20 protein-coding genes and 1 tRNA gene are annotated in these 23,376 nt (G+C 70.5%); 5 read left to right on the top strand and 16 right to left on the bottom strand.

The features are described from left to right. Positions 1-6: 6 nt before the first annotated feature. The 3 genes from CP970_RS27500 to CP970_RS27490 are packed head-to-tail and all read right to left on the bottom strand — an operon-like array spanning position 7 to position 2,315. Positions 7-333 carry a hypothetical protein gene (locus CP970_RS27500; protein ID WP_224058737.1) on the bottom strand — a complete coding sequence of 109 codons (327 nt, stop codon included), beginning with the start codon at positions 331-333 and terminating at the stop codon, positions 7-9. A gap of 54 nt (positions 334-387) precedes the next feature. Next, a complete protein-coding gene (locus CP970_RS27495; protein WP_055554426.1) occupies positions 388-1,047 on the bottom strand; it encodes a LuxR C-terminal-related transcriptional regulator in 660 nt (219 codons plus the stop codon). Next, positions 1,026-2,315, bottom strand: a complete 1,290-nt coding sequence (locus CP970_RS27490; RefSeq protein ID WP_150494056.1) for a sensor histidine kinase — start codon at positions 2,313-2,315, stop codon at positions 1,026-1,028. Before CP970_RS27490 ends, CP970_RS27495 begins: the two co-directional genes overlap by 22 nt. Before the next feature lie 741 nt (positions 2,316-3,056). Between CP970_RS27490 and CP970_RS27485 the strand changes: the two genes are divergently transcribed. Beyond that, a complete protein-coding gene (locus CP970_RS27485; RefSeq protein ID WP_055546583.1) occupies positions 3,057-3,422 on the top strand; it encodes a hypothetical protein in 366 nt (121 codons plus the stop codon). 32 nt (positions 3,423-3,454) lie between these two features. Here the strand turns inward: CP970_RS27485 and CP970_RS27480 are convergent, their stop codons facing one another. The 5 genes from CP970_RS27480 to CP970_RS27460 form a co-directional block, all read right to left on the bottom strand. After that, positions 3,455-5,128, bottom strand: a complete 1,674-nt coding sequence (locus tag CP970_RS27480) for an AMP-binding protein (protein ID WP_055546581.1) — start codon at positions 5,126-5,128, stop codon at positions 3,455-3,457. A 170-nt stretch (positions 5,129-5,298) separates the two neighbouring features. After that, complete coding sequence (locus tag CP970_RS27475; RefSeq protein WP_055546579.1) at positions 5,299-5,901, bottom strand: lytic polysaccharide monooxygenase auxiliary activity family 9 protein; 603 nt, start codon at positions 5,899-5,901, stop codon at positions 5,299-5,301. 78 nt (positions 5,902-5,979) lie between these two features. Then, on the bottom strand, positions 5,980-6,642 hold the full coding sequence (locus CP970_RS27470; protein ID WP_055546577.1) for a nucleoside/nucleotide kinase family protein: 663 nt from the start codon (positions 6,640-6,642) through the stop codon (positions 5,980-5,982). Continuing rightward, positions 6,626-7,798 (bottom strand): SPFH domain-containing protein, encoded by a 1,173-nt coding sequence (locus tag CP970_RS27465; RefSeq protein ID WP_055546575.1) that lies wholly within the window; start codon positions 7,796-7,798, stop codon positions 6,626-6,628. Before CP970_RS27465 ends, CP970_RS27470 begins: the two co-directional genes overlap by 17 nt. 272 nt (positions 7,799-8,070) lie before the next feature. Then, positions 8,071-9,405 (bottom strand): peptidoglycan-binding protein, encoded by a 1,335-nt coding sequence (locus tag CP970_RS27460; RefSeq protein ID WP_055546573.1) that lies wholly within the window; start codon positions 9,403-9,405, stop codon positions 8,071-8,073. Between the two features lie 197 nt (positions 9,406-9,602). On the opposite strand from CP970_RS27460, the gene CP970_RS27455 reads away from it, so the two are divergent. The 4 genes from CP970_RS27455 (at position 9,603) to CP970_RS27440 (ending at position 14,746) form a co-directional block, all read left to right on the top strand. Then, positions 9,603-9,676 (top strand) — tRNA-Lys (locus CP970_RS27455). A gap of 113 nt (positions 9,677-9,789) precedes the next feature. Then, on the top strand, positions 9,790-10,503 hold the full coding sequence (locus CP970_RS27450; protein WP_055546571.1) for a FadR/GntR family transcriptional regulator: 714 nt from the start codon (positions 9,790-9,792) through the stop codon (positions 10,501-10,503). 299 nt (positions 10,504-10,802) lie between these two features. After that, complete coding sequence (locus CP970_RS27445) at positions 10,803-12,812, top strand: glycosyltransferase family 2 protein (RefSeq protein WP_055546569.1); 2,010 nt, start codon at positions 10,803-10,805, stop codon at positions 12,810-12,812. Beyond that, on the top strand, positions 12,809-14,746 hold the full coding sequence (locus CP970_RS27440; RefSeq protein ID WP_055546567.1) for a radical copper oxidase GlxA: 1,938 nt from the start codon (positions 12,809-12,811) through the stop codon (positions 14,744-14,746). The genes CP970_RS27445 and CP970_RS27440 overlap by 4 nt, the downstream gene beginning before the upstream one ends. Positions 14,747-14,907: 161 nt before the next feature. Here CP970_RS27440 and CP970_RS27435 read toward each other — a convergent pair whose 3' ends face one another. The 8 genes from CP970_RS27435 to CP970_RS27400 all read right to left on the bottom strand — a co-directional run bounded on the left by CP970_RS27435 (position 14,908) and on the right by CP970_RS27400 (position 23,299). Continuing rightward, complete coding sequence (locus CP970_RS27435) at positions 14,908-15,933, bottom strand: glycoside hydrolase family 6 protein (RefSeq protein ID WP_055546565.1); 1,026 nt, start codon at positions 15,931-15,933, stop codon at positions 14,908-14,910. Between the two features lie 673 nt (positions 15,934-16,606). Next, a complete protein-coding gene (locus CP970_RS27430) occupies positions 16,607-17,275 on the bottom strand; it encodes a class F sortase (protein ID WP_055546563.1) in 669 nt (222 codons plus the stop codon). Between the two features lie 16 nt (positions 17,276-17,291). Then, positions 17,292-17,837, bottom strand: a complete 546-nt coding sequence (locus CP970_RS27425) for a hypothetical protein (protein WP_055546561.1) — start codon at positions 17,835-17,837, stop codon at positions 17,292-17,294. 146 nt (positions 17,838-17,983) lie between these two features. Continuing rightward, positions 17,984-18,763 (bottom strand): HAD-IIA family hydrolase, encoded by a 780-nt coding sequence (locus CP970_RS27420; protein WP_055553933.1) that lies wholly within the window; start codon positions 18,761-18,763, stop codon positions 17,984-17,986. A 71-nt stretch (positions 18,764-18,834) separates the two neighbouring features. Further along, positions 18,835-20,328, bottom strand: coding sequence for an alkaline phosphatase family protein (locus CP970_RS27415; protein WP_224058735.1), 1,494 nt, complete (start codon positions 20,326-20,328; stop codon positions 18,835-18,837). Positions 20,329-20,484: 156 nt separating this feature from the next. Continuing rightward, positions 20,485-21,564: a 2-aminoethylphosphonate ABC transporter substrate-binding protein gene (locus tag CP970_RS27410; protein ID WP_079043904.1), complete on the bottom strand. Its 1,080-nt coding sequence runs from the start codon at positions 21,562-21,564 to the stop codon at positions 20,485-20,487. 51 nt (positions 21,565-21,615) lie between these two features. Continuing rightward, entirely contained in the window at positions 21,616-22,413 is a 798-nt protein-coding gene (locus CP970_RS27405; RefSeq protein ID WP_055553935.1) for an ABC transporter permease, read from the bottom strand. Then, complete coding sequence (locus CP970_RS27400; protein WP_055553937.1) at positions 22,400-23,299, bottom strand: 2-aminoethylphosphonate ABC transporter permease subunit; 900 nt, start codon at positions 23,297-23,299, stop codon at positions 22,400-22,402. Before CP970_RS27400 ends, CP970_RS27405 begins: the two co-directional genes overlap by 14 nt. Positions 23,300-23,376 lie beyond the last annotated feature (77 nt).

Here is a 23,376-nt window from a genome sequence, read left to right as displayed (position 1 = left end):
CGGGCGCTACGAAAGCACGACCCCGTCCATGAGCAGCGCCGCCACGAGACCCGCGGCGAGCAGCCAGGTGCCGAGCCTGGTGCGGCCGCGGCGGCTCAGTTCGATCACCATGCCGCAGAGGATGAGCAGCAGGCCGTAGACCCCGACGACGAGCACGGACGATCTGCTCGCCAGACGCAGTGCGAGGACCACGGCGGCGGCGGCCATCAGGAGCGAGGCCGCGGCTATGCGGGCGCGGCGGGCTCTGGCCGCGGGGGTGGGGCCCTCGTGCGGCGTGGGGCCGGGTTCCGGGGTGTCGTGCGTCGCGGACTCTGTCCGGTCTGGCGTGCTCATGTCGTGGATCGTAATCCCGTCGGTGCGTTCGCATGTTCCGTCACCACGGATCCCTCACGCCCTCAGGTACGCCAGGACCGCGAGGACCCTGCGGTGCGTGCCGTCCGCCGGTGGCAGGTCCAGCTTTCCGAGGATGTTGCCGATGTGCTTGCCGACCGCCGCCTCGCTGACCACGAGTTCGCGGGCGATCGCCGCGTTCGACTTGCCCTCGGCGACGAGCCCGAGCACCTCGCGCTCGCGCGGCGTCAGGTGCGCCAGCGGGTCGCGGCGGCGGCGCAGCAACTGCCGTACGACCTCGGGGTCGACGACCGTGCCGCCCTCCGCGACCCGCGTCAGCGCCGCCACGAACTGCTCGACCTGGCCGACCCTGTCCTTGAGGAGGTAACCGACGCCGGTGCCGTCGCCGGTGTCCAGGAGCTCGGCAGCGTAGGACCGTTGGACGTACTGGCTGAGCACGAGCACCGGCAGCGTCGGCCGGGCGGCTCTGAGCTCCACCGCCGCGCGCAGCCCCTCGTCCTGGAAGCCCGGCGGCATCCGCACGTCCGTGACCACGATGTCCGGCTCGTACGCCGATACCGCGTCCCGCAGCGCGTCCGCGTCGCCGACCGCGGCGACCGTCTCGTGGCCGAAGCGGGTGAGCACGCCGACGAGGCCCTCGCGGAGCAGCACGCTGTCCTCGGCCAGTACGACTCTCAGCGGGCTTCGGCTTGGCAAGGGATCTCCACGGAGAGGACGGTCGGGCCGCCGGGCGGGCTGGTGACCGCCAGTCTGCCATCGAGGACGGCGAGCCGGTCGGCGAGTCCCGTCAGGCCCGTGCCGCGCCCGGGGTCGGCGCCGCCGCGGCCGTCGTCGCGCACGTCGATGCGGAGGACTCCTGCCGTATGGGCGGTGGTGATGTGGGCGCGGGTGGCTCCGCTGTGCTTGCCGACGTTCGCGAGCGCCTCGCGCACCGCGAAGTACGCCGCGGACTCGACCGGTTCGGGCAGCCGGGGCAGCGGCGGCCCGGTGCCGTCCGTGTCCACGGGGACCGCCGAGCGGTCCGCCGCGTCCTCCATCGCCGCGGTGAGGCCGTAGTCGGCGAGGACTTGGGGATGGATGCCGCGGATCAGCTCCCGCAGCTCGGTCAGTACGCGGCCCGCCTCGTCGTGCGCGGTCGCCAGCTTGTCCGCCAGGGGGCCGTCCGGAGCGGCGTCCATCCTCGCCAGGCCCAGCGTCATGGTCAGCGCGACGAGCCGCTGCTGGGCTCCGTCGTGCAAGTCCCGCTCGATGCGCCGCCGTTCCGCCTCGAACGCGTCCACCAGACGGGCCCTGGAACGGGTGACCTCCGCGAGCCTGTCGGCCAGTTCCGCCTCGCGCGGCGCGAGCAGGAGGCGGGTGAACGCGGCGCGGGCCGCGGCGTAGGCGCCCAGGGGGTGCAGGAGCACGAGCAGGAGTACGACGCCGAGCAACGCGGTGCCGGTGGCCGCCGGGTAGCCGTCGACCAGCCACAGCTTCGCGGGCCGGATGTCGCCCCCGGCGAGGGCGAGTTGGGCCGGGGCCGCGACGAGCAGGACCGGGAGTCCGACCGCGCACGCCACGACGAGGAGGTCCAGGGGCCACAGGACGAGCGCGAGCAGGACGGCGTACGCCAGCTCGCGCCAGGTCGCCTGCTCCTTGAGCCTGAGCCGGAACCAGGCGGGGATGCCCGGGGCGTCCGGGGTGCGGTGCGGGGTGGGCGCGGGGGCGGGGTCCACGAGGCGGACGCGGCGGCGTTCCAGGGCGGCGAGGGGGATGCCGGAGAGGGTGAGGGCGGCGAGGAGGGGGATGCCGATGAGGACTACGGCGAGGATGCCCGCGAGGGCGACGAGGACGGAGCCGATGACCAGGACGACGGCGCCGAGTAGGGCGCCGCCGGCCAGGTACGCGGCGCTGCGCCACGGGGCGCTTCCCCTGAGGTAGCCGCCGCCGCGCAGCTCGTCCCAGACGGTCTTCTCTCGGAGCATGGGCTTACGTTAGGCGCCTTTGGTTCGGGTGGGGGGGCGGGGCCGCGGCGGTATGTCCGTCCTCGCCGTCGCGGGGCTGATGCCTGGGGCGGGATTGCTTGTCACGGTGGCTCAATGTGCTCCGGGCGGACATACCACCACGTCCCCTCCGGCATCGCTCGCGGCTGCGGGCCGGTGGTCGCTCTGCTCCTACAGGCGGTGCTCGGTGCGGAGATACGGGTGGGCGGGTGGGGACGATGCTCCTACAAGCGGTGCTCGGTGCGGAGATACGGGTGGGCGGGTGGGAATGATCCGCCGCGGAGCGGCGGTGTCGGTGCTCCTACAGGAGGGGGCGGTGCGGAGCACGCAGGCAACGGGTTTCAGCCGCGCAGCCGTCAAGTGGCGGACACATAAACGAGCTTCGGGCGCTGGTGAGCGACCGTAACCCGCACCGACGCGCACCGTCCGCAGCCGTGATCCGGACACCGGCGTGAACGGCTCACTCGACGCGGCGCGCACACGGAGCGTCACGGCGGCAGGGAGCCCACCCCGGGCCCGTGGGGGCGCTCCGCCCGTTGCCGTACGGGCTCGCCACCTGGCGCGAAATCACGGCGTGCATACGTTCGCCATGCCCCCCATTCTGATGAATCTGCAGGTCAGCGCCTCGTGGGCCGAAATTGCCCTCGGCATGGGCCAGTCGGTGGCCGCACCGTAAGACTCGTACCGAAGATCGGTGCATCCCTCGACCAGGGAAGGAACACCATGAACCACAGGTCACTGGTGCGGCGCGTCGTCCTCATGGCGGTTGCCGGACTCCTCACCCTCCCCTTCGCCTCCGCGGCCTCAGCGGCAGCCCCGGCTCAGGGCCACGCCCAACTCCGCGTGCCCGTCAACGTCTGGGCCAGCGACGTCAACACCCACTCCGGCCCGCACACGACGGACCCGGTCACCGGCCAAGTGGGCCCGGGCACGGTGGAGGCGGTGTGCCAGGCGGCGGGCGGCAGCGTTTCCTACGGCTCCTACTACAACTTCTGGTGGGCGCAGCTCGACGACGGCAGTTGGATCTCGGACGTCTTCATCTCCGGCGGCAACAACGACGAGCCCGTACCCGGCATCCCCTACTGCTGAATCCGGCCGCCGCACCACCCCTGGGCGCAAGCTCAGGGGTCCAGCAGGTCCCGCCTGCCCTGCGCCCGGTACTGGGCGAGGAGTTCGGTCAGGCCCGGCCGGGCCAGTCGGCGGTAGGACGAGGAGCCCGGTGGCCGCCACCACACGGGGTCCTCGCAGCGGAAGCCCTCGCCCCGCAGCGCGGCCCGTGCCACCTTGTTCGTCGCCGTCACCGGCATCCGCTCCACGACCCGGACGAAGCTGGGCGCCATCTTCGTGCCCAAGTCGGGTTGGGAGAGCAGGAATTCGGCGAAGTCGAGAGGGTCGAAGGGGATGCCGGGAGGTGGCGCAAGGGCCGCCATGACCTGGTCCCCGGCCACCGGGTCCGGCACCGCGTACACCGCGACCGCCGCCGCCCCCTCGTACCGCGCGAGGATGTTCTCGATGACCGCCGCCGCGAGGTTCTCGCTGTCGACCCGCAGCCGGTCGTCGGTGCGTCCGGCGAAGTAGAGGTAGCCGTCGGCGTCGCGGTAGAAGAGGTCGCCGGTCCAGTACCAGCCGCCGCGCAGCCGTTCCGCCTCCGCCTCCTCGTTGCGCCAGTAGCCCTCGAAGGGGCTCCTGCCCCGGTTCACCAACTCCCCTATCGCCGTGGCGCCGTTGAGGAGTCTGCCGTCCGCGGCGAAGAGCGCGGTCTCGCACTCGTCGAGCGTCTGCGGATCCACCACCGCGAGGTCGTCGCCGGGTGCCGACCTGCCGATCGCGTTCGGCGGCGCGTCCGGTGAGCGCTGGATCGCCGCGCCGCCCTCGGAAGAGCCGTAGCCCTCGACGAGCCGCACCCCGAAACGCTCCTCGAAGCGTGCCGCGTCCACCGCGCCCGCCTCGGTCCCGAACCCGACCCGCAGCGGGTTCTCCCGGTCGTCGGGGCGGGCCTCGGTGGCCAGGACGTACTGGACGGCCCGGCCCACGTAGGTGAAGTACGTCGCCCTGAACTCCCGTACGTCGTCGAGGAAGTGGGACGCGGAGAAGCGGCGGCGCAGCGCCACCCCGGCCCCCGCGGCCAGCGCGGGCGCCCAGTCCGCGATGACCGCGTTCCCGTGGAACATGGGCATGCAGACGTAGTGGGTGTCCGCGGGGCGGATGCCGAAGTGCCCGACCAGGGAGCCGCCCGCCGCCGCCAGCCTGCCCTGGCTGCAGATGGCCGCCTTGGGCGCGCCTGTCGATCCCGAGGTGAAGTAGAGCAGCATGCGGCTGCGCGGCGTCACGCTCCGCGCGATCTCCGGTTTCGCGCCCGCGTAGGGCGCGAGCAGCTCCGCGTACGCGTCCGTGTCGGTCACCAGGATGCGTACGGAGGGGAGTTGGAGCCCGTCGAGGAGCGGGAGATGGGCCCGCTCCGTCACCAGGACCGCGCAGTCGGTGTGCAGGATGTCGCGGGCCAGCTCGGCGCCGCGCCGCGTGGGGTTGATGCCCGCCACGGCCGCGCCCGCGAGCGCCGCCGCGCTCAACCACAGGGGATATTCGGGGGTGTTGTCGAGCAGTACGCCGATGTGGGGTTCACCGTGCCGGGGCAGCAGGTCGGCGAGCAGGGCCGCCCGCGCCGCCGCCCCCGCCGTCACCTGGTGGTGACTGAGCCGCCCCTCCGCGAAGCGCAGCCCTGTGCGGTGGTCGCCCCAGCGCGCCAGTACGAGTTCCGCGACCGTGGCCGCGGCCGTGCTCCCGGTGCTCTCCATGGCCGCGCACGATAATTGACGGGCCGTCATATTGGCAGGGGGCGGAGTGACCGGGGGTAGGAGGTGGTCGGTCGCTCCGCGCACGCCGCGTGGTCAGCACGGCGTGCGCGGAATCTACCCGTGGCGTGCGGGGAAGAGCCCCGGGCAGTCCCCGTGACCGCCGGAGCGGATCAGAACTTGACGTCCGAGCAGGCGTAGAACGCGTTCGTCGTGTCCGCGACCGTCCAGACCGCGACGATCACGTGGTGCCCGCTGCGGCCGCCGGGGATGGCGCCACTGTGCGAGAGCGAGGCGGGCGGCTGCTGGCTGTTGTAGGGAACGGTGAGGAACGGCGTGGTGTCCAGGGAGGCCCTGGTCACGGGCTTGCTCTCGTCCCAGCCCTGCTTGGTGATGTAGTACTTGAAATCGGTGGTGCGGTGCCGTGCGGTGAACTGCCAGCGGAACGTGTAGTTCTGACCACCGCTCACCTGCGTCGTCGGCCAGGCTCCGCCGCCCGGGGTCTTGGGCGAGTTGAGCTGGTCGAAGCCCGCGATGCCCGCCGAGCAGATCTTGCCGTCGGCCGGACCCGCGGCCGGGAAGCCCTTGAGGCCCTCGACGCTCTGCGGTTCGTACTGGATGGAACCACAACCGGTCACCACGCCCTTGGCGCAGTTGATCTGCCGACTGGCCGGCAGGTCCGTGTAGCCGTGGCTGCTGGCGCCGCTCGCGGAGAGCGCGAACGCGCCGACCGTACCGAGACCGACCAAGGCCGCGTACATCTTCTTGTTTCGCATGTGCCGCTCCTGCCGAACGTGGGAAGTTCCGTGGGACGTGCGCGCACTGCGGTCTAGACCAAGCTCAGATTATTGCCGTTAGTTGAACATGTCCATACCAATCTTGGAGAGGATCCGTCCGCATCGCCCACGCGAGGTCTCCACGAGTTCACCGTTGGGCCCGTCGTTCCCCGCGACCCAGGCCGCGGCCTCGTCGGGCGCCCGGCCCCCCGCCAACTGCCGCGCGACCAAGCGCTCTTGGCGTACGCCGCCGGGAACCTCCAGGTACCAGCACTGGCCGAGCAACGCGTGCGCCGCGCGCCAGCCCGGCAGGTCGCAGGCCAGATAGTTCCCCTCGGTGACCACCAGGCGCGCGGTGGGCGCGACGAGATGGCGGGCCGCGACCGGCTCGTGGAGGGTGCGGTCGTAATCCGGTACGTAGATGTCGTGCGCCGGGTCGTCCAGGACGCGGCGCAGCAGCGCGACGTACCCCGCCACGTCGAAACTCGGCTCCGAGCCCTTGCGGTCCGTCAGGCCGAGGCGGGCCAACTGCGCGTTGGACAGGTGGAATCCGTCGAGCGGCAGATACGCGGCCCCCTCGCCGAGCCGCGCGACAAGGGCCCGCGCCAGCGTCGACTTCCCGGCGCCCGGCGGTCCCGCGATCCCGAGTACGGCTCGCGGCACCCCTGCCGTCAGCTGCCAGGCGTCGGCCGCCAGGTTCGCCAGGTCATCCCGGCTCTCGCGGTCATCTGTGTTCTCCATGGCCCGTATAGAACGCCACCGTCAGGTCCTTCACCAAGGCCTTGCGCTCGTAGTCGTCCAGCTCGACCAGGCCCCGCGTGGTCAGCCGCGTCACCGTGTCCTCGACCGAGTCGACCACCGAGGTCAGCACCGTGTCGCGGTGCCGTGCGTCGAGGGCCGCGACCCTGCGGCGCTGCATCGCTCCGGCCACCTCCGGGGCGTACTCGATACGGGTCGGCTGCGCCGAGAAGATCTCCACGCCGACCGCCTCCGCGTCCACGGCGAGCGCCTTCGTCAGCGCCTCGCCGACCGCCTCGGCGTCGCGCAGCGTGGGCGCGTCGTCGTGGAAGGCGTCGGCGGGCAGCCGCGAGAGCACCCGTGCGGTGGTCGCCTCCACGCACTCGCGCAGATACTCCTGGTGGTCGGCGACCGCCAGGGTCGCCCGCGCGGTGTCCTTGACCCGCCACACGACGAGCACGACGACCCGCAGCGCCACCCCGGAGCGGTCCACGGCAGGCATCGGCTCACTCCGCCAGTGCCGCAGCCGTACGTCCACGCGGCGCCGCAGCAGCAGCGGGTTCACCCACAGCAGGCCGGTGCGCCGGACGGTCCCCCGGTAGCGGCCGAAGAGGCTGAGGACCCAGGCGCCGCCGACCCGGCCCCTGGCGAGCCCGCCGAACCCGAACAGGGCGAGCGTCCCCGATCCGGCGAGCGAGGCCCACTGTTCGACGCCGAGCCCGGCACCCGCGTACCCGGGCAGCCCCGCCAGCTGGACCGCGGGGTCGGGCAGCGTCCCCGCCCACCACAGCGAGAGCACGCACCCCGCGGCGCCCGCGCAGCCGCCGAGCACCCCGGCGATGCCCGGCAGGACCCGCGCGCGCCGCTCGACGAGGTCCGGGTCGACGTCCGGCACGGCCCGCGCGGGCGGCTCGACGACGACCGGGCGGCGCGCGGCGCGCGGCTGCTCCCCCGTGCCCTGTCTGCGCCGCACCACGGCGGGCGGCAGCGGCACCGCCGCCGCGGCGCCCGGCTCATCGGGGTCGTCGCGGAAGAGGAGGTGGACGGGGATCTCGGTGGTGGCCTCGCTCTGGATCACCCGCGGCGGCCGGGCGGTGCCCGGCTCCGGCGCCCCCGCGGGCCCCGGGGACTGCGGCTGTGAAGCTGCCGTCGCACTCATCCGTGCCTCCCACTCATCCGTGCCTCCGCCTTGTTCGTGCCTGGATCTGACCGCTGCCGGAATCACGCCCGCCGTGCCCGGACCTCACCGCTGCCGTAGTCACGTCCGCGCCCGGAACTCGTCGCCGCCGGAATCACTCCCGCGCCGGGGTCCGCTGCCGGAGTCACGTCCGTGCCCGGAACTCACCGCTGCCGGAATCACTCCCGCGCCCGGATCCGCCGCCGGAATCACTCCCGCGCCCGGATTCCTCGCGTCACCTCCGCCGCCGCGCCTCACCGGAACAACCGCCGCCAGGTCTCGGGCCCCGGGAAGCCATCGGCCGCGGCCCCCCGCCAGCCCTGGGCCCGCTGGAACGCCTCCACGTTGCGCCGGTCGCTCTCGCCCCAGCTCGGGCCCGGGCCCCGGGTGTAGTACGTGCCGAAGCCCTTCTTCACCAGCTGCCTGCCGAGCCGCTCGATCGCCGCGTCCGTCCGGCCGGGGCGGAAGACCCCCTTGCCGGGGTAGGCGGGGGCACCCTTCGCGCCGGTGCCCGTGCCGCCGCCGGGGCTCGCGCCGATGTCCCTGCCCTTGCCCGACATCAGGTACGACCAGGTGGTGCGGCCCGGCAGGCCGTCCGCGTCCTTGCCGCGCCAGCCCTGGGCCCGCTGGAACGCCTGGGTCGCCCGCCGGTCCGCGTCGCTCCAGCGCGGTCCAGGACCCGAGCGGTAGTAGCGCTTGCCGCCCCGGGCGACCAGGGCCTCGCCGAGCCGGGTGACGTACTTGTTGTGCGCGCCGGGACCGAAGGACCCGGCGCCCGGGTAGCGCGTCGCCGATGCGCCCGAGCCGCCCGGGGTGCCGCCCTTCACGCCCTTGTAGCGGTAGGCCACATAGCGGTCTCCGTACGACCAGTAGCCGTACGGAGTGGCCTGCTTGCGGGCGTGCGGGCGGGCCTGTTCGTAGGCGAGGTAATGCGTGTGCGTGTAATCCGTCCAGCCGCCGAAAATCGTCACGTGCGAACCCTTCGTGGGGTTCGCCGGATTGTGGAAGAGCAGAATGTCGCCGGGCTGCAGCTGGTCCTTGGAAATACGCGTCCCGTACGTGTCGAGGCTGCCCGTCCATTCGTTTCCGCTCAGGTTCCACGCCATGGAGACAAAGCCCGAGCAGTCCTGCCGGTAGCCGTCGGACCAGTACGCGTCCATGCTGTACGGCACCCGCGCCGCGACCCACTTCTTGGCCCGGTTGATGATCGCCGAGCGGGTCGTCGACCGATAGGCCACCGTCGGCGCCGCGCCCGCGGACGCTGGTGTCGCCGTGGCCCCCTGCCTGCCGTGCAGCGGGCTCGTGGCCCCCTGCGGCATGCCGGGACCGTCGTCGGCCGGGAGCCTCCCCGGAGTCGCCGGGGGGCCTCCCACCTCGGTGGACGCCACGGCCGGGAGCGTCTGGCCGCCGCCGAGCACCGTGCACGAGGCGGCCGCGAGCACCAGGGCCCTGCGTGCGCCGTGCGCCGCCGGATGGCCGCCGAGCCGTAGCGGGAGAGCGTGCGCCGCCGTACGCCGCCAGTGAATACAACCGGGGCAGTCACAGTCGCTCTCGGGGTCGAATTCCTCGAATACCGGAGCGTCCTCCATGCGATTCCCCTCACACCCCAGGAAAGAATGTCCGCGCATCTGCACGTCCGTCAGTTTCTCAACTGTCCGGGGATACCGCATGTTGACGGTCCGAATGATGCATTCGCCCACGCCAGGGGTCCCCGGCCGCGCTCCGGGCCCGCCCGGGGTGGTCGGGAGCACCCCCGCGCATCCGGTAGAGTTCTCCAGGTCAGCAGGCGCCGCTAGCTCAGTTGGTTAGAGCAGCTGACTCTTAATCAGCGGGTCCGGGGTTCGAGTCCCTGGCGGCGCACAGACAGCGAAAGGCCCTCCGTTCACGCGGAGGGCCTTTCGCGTTCCCGCGCCGGGCCGGAAGCAGCTCCCGCGCCGGGCCGGAAGCAGCGCCCCTGCCGCTACCGTTGCGCCATGGCGCGTGACATCCAGGAGCGGATCAAGAGGCTGATCATCGACCAGCGGCTGCCCTCCGGGGCCACGCTGCCCACCGAGCCCGAGCTGATGGAGCGCCTGGGCGTCAGCCGGAACTCCGTGCGGGAGGCCCTCAAGGCGCTCCAGGCGATGGGGATCGTGGAGATCCGGCACGGTTTCGGGACGTACGTCGGACCGATGTCGGTGGCACCGATGATCGAGGGGCTCGCCTTCCGTACGGTCGCGGGCCACTACCGGGGCGAGGACAGCCTGCTCCAGCTCCTGGAGCTGCGCGAGGCCGTGGAGACCGGCCTGATCGCGCGCCTCGCGGGCCGGATCCCGGACGCCGACCTGGCCGAACTGGACGCCTTGGTGGACCGGATGGACGCGGAGGCCGCCTCCCCGCGGGGCGCCGTGCGCGCCGAGACCGACCGCGCGTTTCACGCCGCGCTCTACCGCGGCCTCGGGAACGTTCTGCTCGGCGAGGTCCTGGAGGCGTTCTGGGACGCCTTTCACAAGGTCCGCACAGATCTCGTGGACGTACCGCAGGATCCCAAGGTCACCTGCCGTCAGCACCGCGAGATCCTGGAGGCAGTGCGCTCGGGCGACGCCCTCCGGGCTGAGCAGGCCATACGCGAGCACTTCGGCAACATCCGCGCCCGCCTGAGCTCACCCGCCCCAACAGACGCCCCAAATCGCTCGTATGACCGGTAAACACCATGTTTCGCTCTTGCGATCATGGCTGGAGGCAGAGAACCTTGTGATGGAGCCATTGGCTCTCATGAGGCGGGCGATACGGGGTAGTTGGGGGCCCGAGACGACCGCGGCGGGACAGGGACGGGGGCCCCGTTCATGAAGCGATGCCGAGGGGGGCATCATGCAACCGGAAGGTAGTCGTTCCATGTCTAGGGAGACGACGGCCTGACACTGATGCGTCCATGACGGTCTAGGGGGACCCGACCGGACGGAAGGACCAACGAACACGCGGGGGACCGCGTGCGGGGGGATGACTCATGACGTCGACGCCGACGGGCGCCCGACAGAACGACCCGTCAGAGACGACCCAACTACGGGTGCCGTCGCACAGGACGGGCGGATTCCGCAGAATCAAGAAGACCCTGCCGCGCTACGACTACGAGCACTACAGCCGTCTCGCCGGGCCGCTGACCCAGCCCGATCCGAGCAAGCCGTACAAGGTCAAGTACCGCTCGCTCCTCTCGCAGGAGCCGCACAAGGTACGGGCCGCGCTGATGCTGGGCGCGGCCCCGCTGCTCTCCCTGGTCCTGCTCGGCTGGCTGCTCCAGCCCGAGCACTGGACCGAGCGCGACTACGTGGCCAACGACTGGCTGCCGGTGCTCGACGTCGTCATGCTCGTCTCGATCGGTCTGATCGAGTTCTTCCGCTGCATGAACGTGCTCTCCAACGCGCACGCGACGCTCGTGGCCCGCGACCCGATCCCGGTGGTGCCCGAAACCGGCACCAGAGTCGCCTTCCTCACCTCGTTCGTGCCCGGCAAGGAGCCGATCGAGATGGTGACGAAGACGCTGGAGGCCGCGGTCAAGATCCGCCACCGCGGTCTGATGCACGTCTGGCTCCTGGACGAGGGTGACGACCCTGAGGTCAAGGAGGTCTGCCGACGGCTCGGCGTGCACCACTTCTCCCGCAAGGGCGTGGCGAAGTGGAACATGACCAAGGGCCCGCACCGCGCCAAGACCAAGCACGGCAACTACAACGCCTGGCTCGACGCGCACGGCGACGACTACGACTACTTCGCGTCCGTGGACACCGACCACGTCCCGATGCCGAACTACCTGGAGCGGATGCTCGGCTTCTTCCGCGACGAGAACGTGGGCTTCGTCATCGGCCCGCAGGTCTACGGCAACTACGACAACTTCGTCACCAAGGCCGCCGAGTCCCAGCAGTTCCTCTTCCACGCGCTGATCCAGCGCGCGGGCAACGCGTACGGCGCCCCGATGTTCGTCGGCACGTCCAACGCGGTGCGCATCAAGGCCCTGAAGCAGATCGGCGGCCTGTACGACTCGATCACCGAGGACATGGCGACGGGCTTCGAGATCCACCGCGCCACGAACCCGGGGACCGGGAAGAAGTGGAAGTCGGTCTACACGCCCGACGTGCTCGCGGTCGGCGAGGGCCCGAACGCCTGGACGGACTTCTTCACCCAGCAGCTGCGCTGGTCACGGGGTACGTACGAGACGATCCTCAAGCAGTTCTGGAAGGCGCCCTTCTCGCTGCCCCCCGGCCGTCTCTTCAACTACACGATGATGGTCATCTTCTACCCGATGTCCGCCATGAACTGGATCCTGGCCGCGCTCAGTTGCGCGCTGTTCCTGGGCCTCGGCGCGTCCGGCGTGAACATCGACCCGACCATCTGGCTGATGCTGTACGGCAACGCGTCCGCGCTGCAGATCGGCCTCTACATCTGGAACCGCAGGCACAACGTCTCCCCGCACGAGCCCGAGGGCTCCGGCGGTGTGGCGGGCATGGTGATGTCGGCCCTCTCGGCGCCGATCTACGCCCGCTCGCTCCTGGACGCCGCGCTGCGCCGCAAGAGCAAGTTCGTGGTGACCCCCAAGGGCGACTCGGCGAGCCCGGACACGCTGTTCGGGACCTTCCGGATCCACCTGTTCTTCATCCTGGTCTTCGGTGGCTCGATGGCCGCCTCCTTCATGTACGGGCACTCCCACCCCGCGATGATCACCTGGGCCACCTTCGCCCTGCTGATCACGGCCGCGCCGATCTTCGCCTGGCGCTGGGGCATGCGGCAGGACAAGAAGAAGGCCAAGTCCGCGCAGGGCCCCGGGACTTCGGTGCCGCCGTCCGGGCCGGACACGCTGGTCCCGCAGCAGCGCGACGCCACGGCGACGACGCCCCTGCCGCAGGCCCAGCCGGGTCCGCCCGCACCGCACGGGCAGCACGCCGCCCCGCACCCGCCGCAGCAGAAGCCCAGCTGGGCGGCGCCCGACCAGACCATGCAGATTTCCCTTGGGGGACGTAAGAAATGAAAGACCGTTCCAGCCGCCGCCGCGCCCGCCGCATCGCGATAGGCGCGGCGGTGGTCATAGCGCTGGCCGGGATGAACGGCCCGTGGCTCTGGCGCGTGGGATCCGAGAAGTACCACGACTACAAGATCAACAAGCCGGAGTACAAGGCCGACAACGGCCACTGGGAGGTCCTCAACTTCCCCGAGGAGTACCGCCAGAACACCATCCACGCGGCCCTCCTGCACACGGGCAAGGTCCTGCTCGTCGCCGGTTCCGGCAACAACCAGAAGAACTTCGACAAGAAGCAGTTCGACACGCGCCTGTGGGACCCGGTCAAGAACACCATCAAGAAGATCCCGACGCCCGTCGACCTGTTCTGCACGGGCCACACCCAGCTGGGCAACGGCAACCTGCTGATCGCGGGCGGCACCCAGCGCTACGAGAAGCTGAAGGGCGACATCACGAAGGCCGGTGGCCTGATGATCGTCCACAACGAGGACCCGGACGAGCCGAAGACGATCCCCGCGGGCACGAAGTTCACCGGCAAGAAGAACGGCAAGACGTTCGTCTCGCAGCACAACATCCTCGTCGACAAGGCGAAGAAGGTCTTCGACCCGGCGACGGGCGCGTTCCTGCGCACCGAGCCCGGCCTCGGCCGGGTCTACGTGGAAGCGGCCAGGAGCGGCACCAAGTACGAGACGGGCACCCAGGACAACTACCGCATCCAGGGCCTGAAGGGCGCCGACACCCGCAACGTGTACGGCATGGCGCAGAAGCTCGCCCTGGACAAGAAGGACTTCCAGGGGATCAAGGACACCTTCGAGTTCGACCCGGTCGCCGAGCGGTACATCAAGGTCGACCCGATGAACGAGGCGCGCTGGTACCCCACGCTGACCACGCTCACCGACGGCAAGATCCTCTCCACCTCGGGCCTCGACGAGATCGGCCAGCTCGTCCCCGGAAAGAACGAGGTGTACGACCCGAAGACCAAGAAGTGGACGTACACCAAGGGGATCCGCCAGTTCCCGACCTACCCGGCGATCTTCCAGATGGCCAACGGGAAGCTCTTCTACTCCGGTTCGAACGCGGGCTACGGCCCCGACGACATCGGCCGCAAGCCCGGCATCTGGGACCTGAAGACCAACAAGTGGCAGGGCATCCCCGGCCTCGGCGACCCCAAGCTCCTGGAGACCTCGGGCACGGTCGAGCTGCCGCCCGCCCAGGACCAGAAGTACATGGTGGTCGGCGGCGGTGGCGTCGGCGAGTCCGAGGACTCCAGCAACAAGACCCGCATCGTCGACCTCCTCGCCGAGAAGCCGATGTTCGCGAACGGCCCCGAGCTGGAGAAGGGCACGCGCTACCCGCAGATCTCCACGCTGCCCGACGACACGGTGCTGATCTCCGGCGGCTCCGAGGACTACCGCGGCCGCGGCGACTCCAACATCCACCAGGCGCGCATCTACGACGCGAAGACCGGTGAGATGCGACGGGTCGCCGACCCGGAGGTGGGCCGCAACTACCACTCGGGCTCGATCCTGCTGCCCGACGGCCGCGTGATGTTCTTCGGCTCCGACTCTCTCTACGCCGACAAGGCCAACACCAAGCCGGGCGTCTTCGAGCAGCGCATCGAGATCTACACGCCGCCGTACCTCTACCACGGCTCACAGCCGGCGCTCGGCGCGGGCCCGAAGACGATCGCGCGGGGCGGTTCCGGCACGTTCCCGACGAAGCACGCGTCGGCCATCAAGACGGCCCGCCTCATCAAGCCGAGTGCGTCGACGCACGTCACGGACATCGACCAGACGTCGATCGCGCTCGACCTGAAGAAGTCGAAGGACTCGGTCACCGTGACGGTGCCGAAGAATCGGTCGATGGTGGAGTCGGGCTGGTACATGCTCTTCGTTACGGACGATCAGGGGACCCCCAGCAAGGCCCGCTGGGTACGGGTGCCGTAGGTCGGGCCCCGATAGGGGCGCGGGGAACTGCGCGCTCAGCGCACGAAAAGCCGCGGTCGCGTCTGCCAGGTAACTCGGCAGACGCGACCGCGGCTTTTCTCCGGTTGCTCGCGCCCACGCGGCGGAGCCGCAAATGTCACAGCCCCGCGCCCCTTACGGGGCTACTTGCCCGCGAGGCCCAACGCGTACTCCGGCCACCACTGCCCGGCCTTGGGGCCACCCCTGCACGTCCCATCAGACTCACCGGGCCGCTTGATCCACAGATACGCGTCGACGAGCGGGTCGGACGTCTGGGTGGTGGGCGCCTCCCCTAGGGCCCGCCCCGGCGGATTGCACCAGGGATCCTTGCCCTTGGTGTACGGCCCGTTCCCGTTCCGCGCCGTGTCGATGACGAACGGCTTGTTGCCGATCTTCGCCGACAGCTTCTTGCCGAAGTCCGTACTGGTCTGCGTGGTCTGGAAGTTGGAGACGTTGACCGAGAAGCCGTCGGCCTGCTCGACGCCGGACCGCTTCAGGGGCTCCCAGAGCGCGTCGGGGTTCTGCCAGCCCGCGTTGCCCGCGTCCAGGTACACCTTCGTGTTCTTCAGGGACTTGAGCTTGCCGATGGCGCCCTTGAGGAGGTCGTAGCGCTCCTCGTGGAACTGCGCGGGCGTGCAGTTGTCGACCATGTGGAGCACCGCGTCCGGCTCCAGGATCACCGTGGCGTGGCGGTCCTCGATGCCCTTGGCGACCTGGTCGATGAAGGCGCGGTAGGCGTTGCCGTCGGCCGCGCCGCCGCCCGAGTACTGGCCGCAGTCGCGGTGCGGGATGTTGTAGACGACCAGGAGCGCGTCGCGGTCGGCCTTCTCCGCGGCCTCGGTGAAGCCGCGCGCCTGGTCCTCCGCGTTCTCCGGGACGATCCACTCGGCGACCGGCTGCTCGGCGATCTTCCGGATCAGCCCGGCGTCGTCCTTCTTGCCGTCCTTGTCGTACGCGGCGACCTGTTTGGCCGCGTTTCCGTCCGGGTTGACCCAGTAGGGGTCCTTGCCCTTGGGCTGTTGTTTCACCGGCGGGCTCGACGTGTCGCCGTCCGAGTCACCGCCGGAGGAACACGCGGAAAGGACCAGAGCGGCGCCCGCGAGCGCCACTGCGGTCCTCACGCCCCTGGTCGCGAAACCATGCCCGCGACCGGTGCTTTTGCGGTACATCCACTCCCCCTTGGGTGCACTGTCCGTATCTCAATCCTGGCATAGGTATTCGCTGCCCACGAGGGCCGACCGCCCGGCGTGAAGACCTGTAGAAGAGCTGTTACAGCACGCCGCGCGCGGGCGGCGGCGGCCGGATTGCGCAGCCGTCGCCCTCACGCGGAGTGCCCAACTCCCTCCGGTCGGCCGAGGATCGCACTGGACAGTCGCATTCGAACTGAACAGGCCAAAGGCATACTCGCCGAACGCCGGGGTGTCGGCATGGGCGGGCCGTTTGACGTGCCGCGTTGCCTCACGCGCGGAGAACGCCTGGTCATCGACGCGGTCGCGGCGCGAGTGATCAAGGGCGAGATCAAGGGCGAGATCGACAGCGGAGCGTTCCCGCAGGATGGGTCCGGACCTTTCCCGGAGCCCCGCCCACCTGGGATGATCACAGAGGGAAAGCGCTTCACGACTTGGCGTCATTCGGCCTCTAGGCCGACGCGCTCATTCGTTCTAAAGTCTGTCTCACGGCCCAAGCCCCCGGCCTTGTCGACCGTTCCGTATTTCGGAATGGTCCCCGAACCTCCCGCGCCGGCGCCGGGTTTCTCCCGCAGCTCGTGCGCGCGCGGTCGAGGACCAGCCCGGTCGGCGGCTCCGGGGGGAGCGGGCCGCCGATCGGGCACAGGTCGACCGGCTACCGGCCGCCGACTCCCGTCAGATACGCGGAGACGACCACGTTCGCCGTATACGTACGGGTCGCCCTGTCGAACGTGCCGCCGCAGGTGATCAGGCGCAGCTCGGCCCGGCCCTCCTCGTGCGGGCCGTACGCCTTCTTCGCGTCGAACCGGTCCCGGGCGAGCACCCGCACGTCCTCCACCGTGAACTCCGCGACCGTGCCGTCCTCGCGGCTCACCCCGACCTTCTCGCCGGGACGCAGCGCGCTCAGGTCGTAGAAGACGGCGGGCTCGGTCTCCGTGTCGACGTGGCCGACCAGGAGGGCCGCGCCGGGGGCGCCGGGGCGGGTGCCGCCGCCGTACCAGCCCACCGTGCCCGGCTGTTCGAAGGGCGGCGGGTCGATCGCCCCTTCGGCGTCCAGGCCGCGGGCCGCCACCGGGGCCCGCACCTTCAGCGCGGGCACGTCGACGCGCTCCGGGCGGGCGGGCGCCAACGGCTCGTGGGCGGGCGGCAGTTCGACGCCGAGCGGGCGGCCGACCTCGGCGACGTCACCGGTCGCGGGCCCGGACGTGCCGCCGCGCAGGTCCGCCATGTCACTGCCCCAGAGCCACAGGCCGACCAGGAGGACCGCCCAGGCGACGCCGGTCAGCAGGCGGCTGGTCCCCGACGCGCGCTCACCGTCGGACATGGGTGCGCCGTCCCCGTCACCCGGAGCGGCGTCGGCGGACGCTGCGGAACGCCACGGCGACCGCCGCGACCCCCGCGAGGACCAGGCCGATCACCGCGTGCCGGGTACCGGGCCCCGCTTCGTCGGCGCCCTGCGGCGCGGCGACGGCCAGCTCGGCGGTGCCGCCGCCACCGGCGCGCACCGGGGAGACCGGGGCCGGGTTGTGCTGGATGACGTGGACGGTGCCCGCGCCCTGGTGGGGGTGGCCGTCACAGGTCACGCTGACGTCGTACGTACCGGCGACGCCGTGCTTGATCCGGCCGCTGCCGTTGAGCGAGAACTGGTCGCCGTCACGCCCGGTCAGCTTGACCTCCCCGTCGAAGGCACCGGACCCGGCTGACCCGGTCGTGCCGTCGCAGCCCGAGACGCTCACCTCCACGGTGGCGCCGGGCGCGGCACTGGACGGGGTGACGGTCGCCCGTACGGAGCTGTGGTCGTGGGCCTGGGCCACGGTGAGGGGCAGGGCGGCCGTCAGGGCGACGGCCGCCGCGGCACCACGCAGGGCAAGGGGACATATACGCATCGTGAACCTCCTGCTACCGAGGTTCACGCGCGGTGACGCCACCCGCATCCCTGACGCACCCGTATGGCTGCCAGGGCCCCTACAAACACGCTCCGGCGCGGAGATTCGGGCGGGCGGGCGGGAAAGGTATCGCCGCGAAGCGGCGCTTAGACCCGATCCACAAGATCAGCGATGGAATCAACGATGTTCGAAGGCCGGAAGGGATGCTGATCAACATCCCCCCGGGCGGTAAGCCCGGTGAGCACCAGAAACGTCTCCATCCCCGCTTCCAGTCCGGCAAGGACATCCGTGTCCATGCGGTCCCCGATCATCGCGCTCGTCTCCGAATGCGCCCCGATCGCGTTCAGCCCCGTCCGCATCATCAGCGGATTCGGCTTGCCCGCGAAGTACGGGTTCTTGCCGGTCGCCTTGGTGATCAGCGCCGCGACGGCCCCGGTGGCGGGCAGCGGCCCCTCGGTGGAGGGACCGGTCTCGTCCGGGTTGGTGCAGATGAAGCGCGCCCCGCCGTTGATCAGCCGGACGGCCTTCGTCATGGCCTCGAAGGAGTACGTCCGGGTCTCGCCGAGCACCACGTAGTCGGGGTCGTGGTCGGTCAGGACGTACCCGATGTCGTGCAGCGCCGTGGTAAGACCGGCCTCACCGATGACGTACGCCGTGCCGCCGGGCCGCTGGTCGTCCAGGAACTTCGCCGTGGCGAGCGCGGACGTCCAGATGTTCTCGACGGGCACCTCCAGGCCCATCCGGGTCAGCCGGGCCTGGAGGTCGCGCGCGGTGTAGATGGAGTTGTTCGTCAGGACCAGGAAGGGCTTCCCTGAGTCGCGCAGCTTCTTGATGAAGGCGTCGGCTCCGGGGATCGGCACTCCCTCGTGGATGAGTACGCCGTCCATGTCGGTGAGCCACGATTCGATGGGCTTGCGCTCTGCCATGGGGTGCACTCCTGCGGTGTACGGGTTGCCTGGGGCGCCGGGACAGCGCTGTGCCGACGCCCACAGCCTAATCAGGAAGCCGTGATCTTGACCCCGTCGATCGTCCAGTACCAGTTGTTGCCCCCGGTGTAGCGGAACCGGACCTGAGCCTTCCGGGCGCCGGCCGGTACCTGGAGGGTGAGGTTCTCGACGACGGATGCCGTGTCCGCCGTGTACGTCTTCACCGCGACAGGGGCCCCGCCGTCGTACGAGACGAGGACCTCGCCCTTCTGCGGTGCCTCCTGGCGGTAGTACGTCGTGTACGTGAGCGTCGCCTTCGCGCCGCCCCGCACGTCGTACGAGGGGCTGATCAGTGTCGAGTCGAAGGTGCCGGAGAAGGACTTGTCCGCCCACTCGTCGCCGTCGGCGACGGCGAACACGCCCCGCGCGCGGATGTTGTTCTCGCGCCGCTGGTCGCGCTCGGCCTTGGTCCAGAACTCGTCGGTCGTGAAGGACCAGCCGCGCCACTCGGTGATGCCGCCGGTGCCCATCTTCGTGTTGTCGACGCTCCAGCCGCTCGGCGGCGTGTGGGTGAAGCCGATGACGCCGGAGCCGATGCCGCCCTCGTCGACCGGGCCCGTCAGCTCGGCGCGCAGCGCGTCGAAGTCGTCGGGCCTCGGCTGCTGGACCGGGCGGCCGTCCAGGCCCCAGGCGGGGTCGATGGCGATGCCGAGGTGGGCGAGGGCGCTGGCCGCGATGTCGGGCATGCGGACGTCGTGGCGCACCGATCCCGCCGTGACCGTGCCGCCCGTGGCGATCATGAAGGTCTGGCGCTCGGCCCAGCTGGAGCCGCCGTGGCCGCCCGCGTCGGTGTGCCCGTGGTCCGCGGTGATCATGATGAGCCAGTCCTCGTTGCCGTACGTGGCGCGGGACTTGACGGCGGCGAGGATCTGGCCGACCTGGGTGTCGACGCCGTGCAGCGCGTCCAGGTACGCCTGGCTCGCCGCGCCGCTCTCGTGGCCCGCGTGGTCGACGTTGTCGAGCTGGACGAAGACCGCGTCGGGGTTGCCGTTCTTGACCTCGGCGACGGCGCGGGACGTGGTGCCCACGTCGTACTCGGCGGCCGGGGTGGAGACCCGGGCGTCGACCTTCGCGGAGAAGATGATGTCGGTGATCGGCGCCCAGGACGCCACGGCGTAGGTCCGGAGCCCTGGCTTCGCCGCCTCGACTCGGGTCATGAAGTCCGGGTACTTGGCGAGCTGGTGTCCCGTGAACTCGTTGTTCACGACCTTGTGCTTGTCGGGCCAGACGCCGGTGATCAGCGTCGACCAGCCGGGGCCCGACGAGGTGGGCGCGAGCGGCTGGGCGTAGAGCGCGCTGGGCGCGGTCAGGCCCGCGCTCATCAGGCCCTTGAGGGTGGGGGTTTCCGCGTCCTTGATTCTGTTCAGCAGCGCGCCGTCGAGGCCGATGACCAGGACCTTGGGGGTCTTGGCCGCGGCCCTGGCGACGGCGGCGAGGGGCCCCGCGGCGAGGGCGGCGGCCGCGGTGGAGACGAGCAGTGAGCGGCGGGTGATACCTGACGACACGTGGTCCTCCGAAGTCGGTGATGCGTTGGGGGGAGTCGGAGCACGCCAACGCCCCTGGGTTTCCAGGGGCGTTGGGTCCATACCCGTTATCTTTTCGCTACCGAGTACCCCGGGGCCAGAGGTGCGACGGTGAACTCTCGGCTGCCCGGTGAACTCTCAGCTACCCGTCGCCGACTTCCAGTCCTCGACGTACGCCTTGAGGTTCTTGGAGATGTCCGCCCAGTCGGGCTCGAAGACCTCGACGCCGTCCACGATCTTGTCGAGCGCGACCGCGTTGTCGTCGGTGGCCTTGACGTCCTTGCGGGCCGCGAAGCCGCCGCCGATCTCGCTGACCTGCTGCTGGGCCTTGCGGCCGAGCAGGTAGTCGAGGAACTTCTTGGCGTTGGCGTCGTGCGGGGCCTTGGTGACGAGCCCGGCCGCGTAGGGCAGGGCGAAGGTGGTCGGCTTGCCGCCCTGCTTGGCGGGGAACCAGATGCCGAGGTTCGGCATGTCCTTGGACTGCGCGTAGTTCATCTGGACGTCGCCGTTGGCGGCGAGCAGCTCGCCCTTGTCGACCTTGGGCGCGAGCTTGCCGGTGGAGGCGGACGGGCCGACGTTGTTGGTCTGGAGCTTCTTCAGGTAGTCCATGGCGGGCTTCTTGCCGCCGAAGTCGTGCATCGCCTTGATGAGCACGGCGGTGCCGTCGCCCGCGACGCCGGGCGTGGAGTACTGCACCTTGTCCTTGAACGAACTGTCGGTGAGGTCCTCCCACGTCTTGGGCGCCTTGCCGCCCGACAGCTCCTTCTTGTTGTAGATGAAGCCGAAGTAGTTGTTCACGACGGAGGTCCACTTGCCGTCGGCGTCCTTGTCGGCGCCGTCGACCTGCTCGGACCCCTTGGGCTTGTACTCCTGCAGCAGGCCCTTCTCGTCGGCCTGCTGGATGAACGGCGGCAGGGTGATGATGACGTCGGCCTGCGTGTTGGACTTCTCGCGGACGGCGCGCTGCACCATCTCGCCGGAGCCGCCCTCGACGTAGTTCACCTTGATGCCGGTCTTCTTCGTGAAGTCCTTGAAGACCTGGTCGTACCAGCCGTCGCCGTTCTCGCCCTTGAGGCCGTCGGCGCTGTAGACGGTGACGGTCTTCTCGTCGGACGCGGCGGAGCTGCCGCCGCACGCGCTGAGGGATCCGGCGAGGACGAGGCTGCCGGTGACGGCGGCGATCGTGCGGGCGTGGCGGGCTCGGATAAGGCGGGACATGGCGTTTCGTACTCCTTGAAGAACCGTGGGACGGGGGTCAGTTCGGCGAGTTCAGCGATAGGAGGCGCGGGTGCGGACGCGGGACACGGCGAAGAGCACCAGCAGCGTCGCCGCCATCAGGACCACGGCGACGGCGGCACCGGTGAAGAGGGAGCCTCGGTCGGTGGCCGCGTAGATCCGCACGGGGAGCGGCATCCAGTCCGGCGGGTAGAGCATCATCGTGGCGCTCAACTCGCCCATGGAGAGCGCGAAGCAGAGCCCGGCGGCCGCCGTCAGGGACGGCAGCAGGAGCGGCAGCTTCACCTTCCACAGGACGTACGAGGGCCGGGCACCGAGCGATGCGGCGGCCTGTTCGTACGCCGGGTCGAGACGCACGATGGCAGCCGAAACCGACTGGTAGGCGAACGCCGTGACAAGAATGGTGTGCGCGAGGATCACGATCGAGCTCGTGCCGTTGAGGATCATCGGCGGCTTGCTGAACGCGACGAGGACCGCGAGGCCGACGACGACGGACGGCACGGCGACGGGCAGCATGAACAGCGCGTCGAGCAGCCGCTTGCCGCCCTTCCTCAGCGAGGCCGCGGCGAGCGCGGCCCACGATCCGACGGTCAGCGCGAGCAGGCTGGCGCTGAGGGCCGTGACCAGGCTGGTGGTGAGCGCCTGGAGCGACTCCCCTCGGGTGGCCGACCCGTAGTGCTCGGTGGTGAACCCGGAGGGGAAGGCCCCCGACCAGTGCTGGGCGAACGACGCCGCGAGGATCACGAGCAGCGGCAGCGCGAAGAGCGGCAGGAAGAGGACGAAGAAGAGCGCCCAGGTGGCCCACTTCCCCTTGCGGCTATGCACCAACACGACGGCTCACCACCCGGTACAGGCCGTAGAGGCCCACGGAAATCGCGATGTTGACGACGGCGACGACACAGGCCGCCGGATAGTCGGACTCCAGGATCGCCTTGCTGTAGACGAGCATCGGCAGGGTCGTGACGCCCTTGGCCCCCGTGAAGAGGACGATCCCGAACTCGTTCAGACACATGACGAGGACGAGGCTGCCGCCCGCCGCGAGCGCGGGCAGCGCCTCGGGCAGGATCACCCGGCGCACGATCCGCCACGGCTTGGCGCCCAGGCTCGACGCGACCTCCAGCTGCGCGGTGTCGAGCTGCGAGAACGCGGCGAGCAGCGGCCGCATCACGAAGGGCGTGAAGTACGTGATCTCGGCGAGCAGCACGCCCCACGGGGTGGTGAGGAACTGGAAAGGCCCCTCGGCGGCGCCCGTCGCGTCCGTCCACACCCCGTTCGCCATGCCCTTCGTCCCGTAGACGAACAGCAGGGCGAGCGTGATCAGGAAGGACGGGAAGGAGAGGAAGACGTCGATGAACCGGGAGACGGCCTTGCCACCGGGAAACGGCACGAAGGCGATGACGAGCGCGAGGGCGAACCCCAGCACGAGGCACCCCACGGTCGCCCCCACCGCGAGCCACACGGTGGTCCCGAGCGCCTCCCGGAACGCCTCGGAGGCGAACACGTCGGAGTAGGGCTGGAGGGAGGTCCCCCCGCTGTCGGGTTGCACGGACTGCTGGACGACGAGGGCGAGGGGATAGAGGAAGAAGAGGGAGAGGAGGGCGATGGGGGGCAGGGCCCAGACGAAGGCGGGCACCTTGCGCCCCGGCTGCCCGCCCCTGCCTCCGGCAGCCTTCGCCGTGCCGGTCGCGGCGGCAGTGGCCGCTACCGCTGTGGGCATGCCCTCCGCCGGGGCGAGTGGGGCCTCCCCTGTTCGAGCGCAGCCGAGAGCTTGGGGATGGGTGGGCACAGCCCCCG

Origin of the sequence: Streptomyces kanamyceticus, from assembly GCF_008704495.1 — a bacterium.
Taxonomy (GTDB): Bacteria; Actinomycetota; Actinomycetes; order Streptomycetales; family Streptomycetaceae; genus Streptomyces; species Streptomyces kanamyceticus.
This window is presented reverse-complemented; position numbering and strand designations above follow the sequence as displayed.

Bases quoted from the DNA above. Each gene is read 5' to 3' on its own strand.
- CP970_RS27470 (WP_055546577.1), bottom strand. From the start codon at position 6,642: ATGGAGAACACAGATGACCGCGAGAGCCGGGATGACCTGGCGAACCTG.
- CP970_RS27485 (WP_055546583.1), top strand. From the start codon at position 3,057: ATGAACCACAGGTCACTGGTGCGGCGCGTCGTCCTCATGGCGGTTGCC.
- CP970_RS27410 (WP_079043904.1), bottom strand. From the start codon at position 21,564: ATGTCCCGCCTTATCCGAGCCCGCCACGCCCGCACGATCGCCGCCGTC.
- CP970_RS27435 (WP_055546565.1), bottom strand. From the start codon at position 15,933: ATGTACCGCAAAAGCACCGGTCGCGGGCATGGTTTCGCGACCAGGGGC.
- CP970_RS27490 (WP_150494056.1), bottom strand. From the start codon at position 2,315: ATGCTCCGAGAGAAGACCGTCTGGGACGAGCTGCGCGGCGGCGGCTAC.
- CP970_RS27440 (WP_055546567.1), top strand. From the start codon at position 12,809: ATGAAAGACCGTTCCAGCCGCCGCCGCGCCCGCCGCATCGCGATAGGC.
- CP970_RS27500 (WP_224058737.1), bottom strand. From the start codon at position 333: ATGAGCACGCCAGACCGGACAGAGTCCGCGACGCACGACACCCCGGAA.
- CP970_RS27430 (WP_055546563.1), bottom strand. From the start codon at position 17,275: ATGTCCGACGGTGAGCGCGCGTCGGGGACCAGCCGCCTGCTGACCGGC.
- CP970_RS27480 (WP_055546581.1), bottom strand. From the start codon at position 5,128: ATGGAGAGCACCGGGAGCACGGCCGCGGCCACGGTCGCGGAACTCGTA.
- CP970_RS27465 (WP_055546575.1), bottom strand. From the start codon at position 7,798: ATGAGTGCGACGGCAGCTTCACAGCCGCAGTCCCCGGGGCCCGCGGGG.
- CP970_RS27420 (WP_055553933.1), bottom strand. From the start codon at position 18,763: ATGGCAGAGCGCAAGCCCATCGAATCGTGGCTCACCGACATGGACGGC.
- CP970_RS27445 (WP_055546569.1), top strand. From the start codon at position 10,803: ATGACGTCGACGCCGACGGGCGCCCGACAGAACGACCCGTCAGAGACG.
- CP970_RS27425 (WP_055546561.1), bottom strand. From the start codon at position 17,837: ATGCGTATATGTCCCCTTGCCCTGCGTGGTGCCGCGGCGGCCGTCGCC.
- CP970_RS27400 (WP_055553937.1), bottom strand. From the start codon at position 23,299: ATGCCCACAGCGGTAGCGGCCACTGCCGCCGCGACCGGCACGGCGAAG.
- CP970_RS27450 (WP_055546571.1), top strand. From the start codon at position 9,790: ATGGCGCGTGACATCCAGGAGCGGATCAAGAGGCTGATCATCGACCAG.
- CP970_RS27475 (WP_055546579.1), bottom strand. From the start codon at position 5,901: ATGCGAAACAAGAAGATGTACGCGGCCTTGGTCGGTCTCGGTACGGTC.
- CP970_RS27460 (WP_055546573.1), bottom strand. From the start codon at position 9,405: ATGGAGGACGCTCCGGTATTCGAGGAATTCGACCCCGAGAGCGACTGT.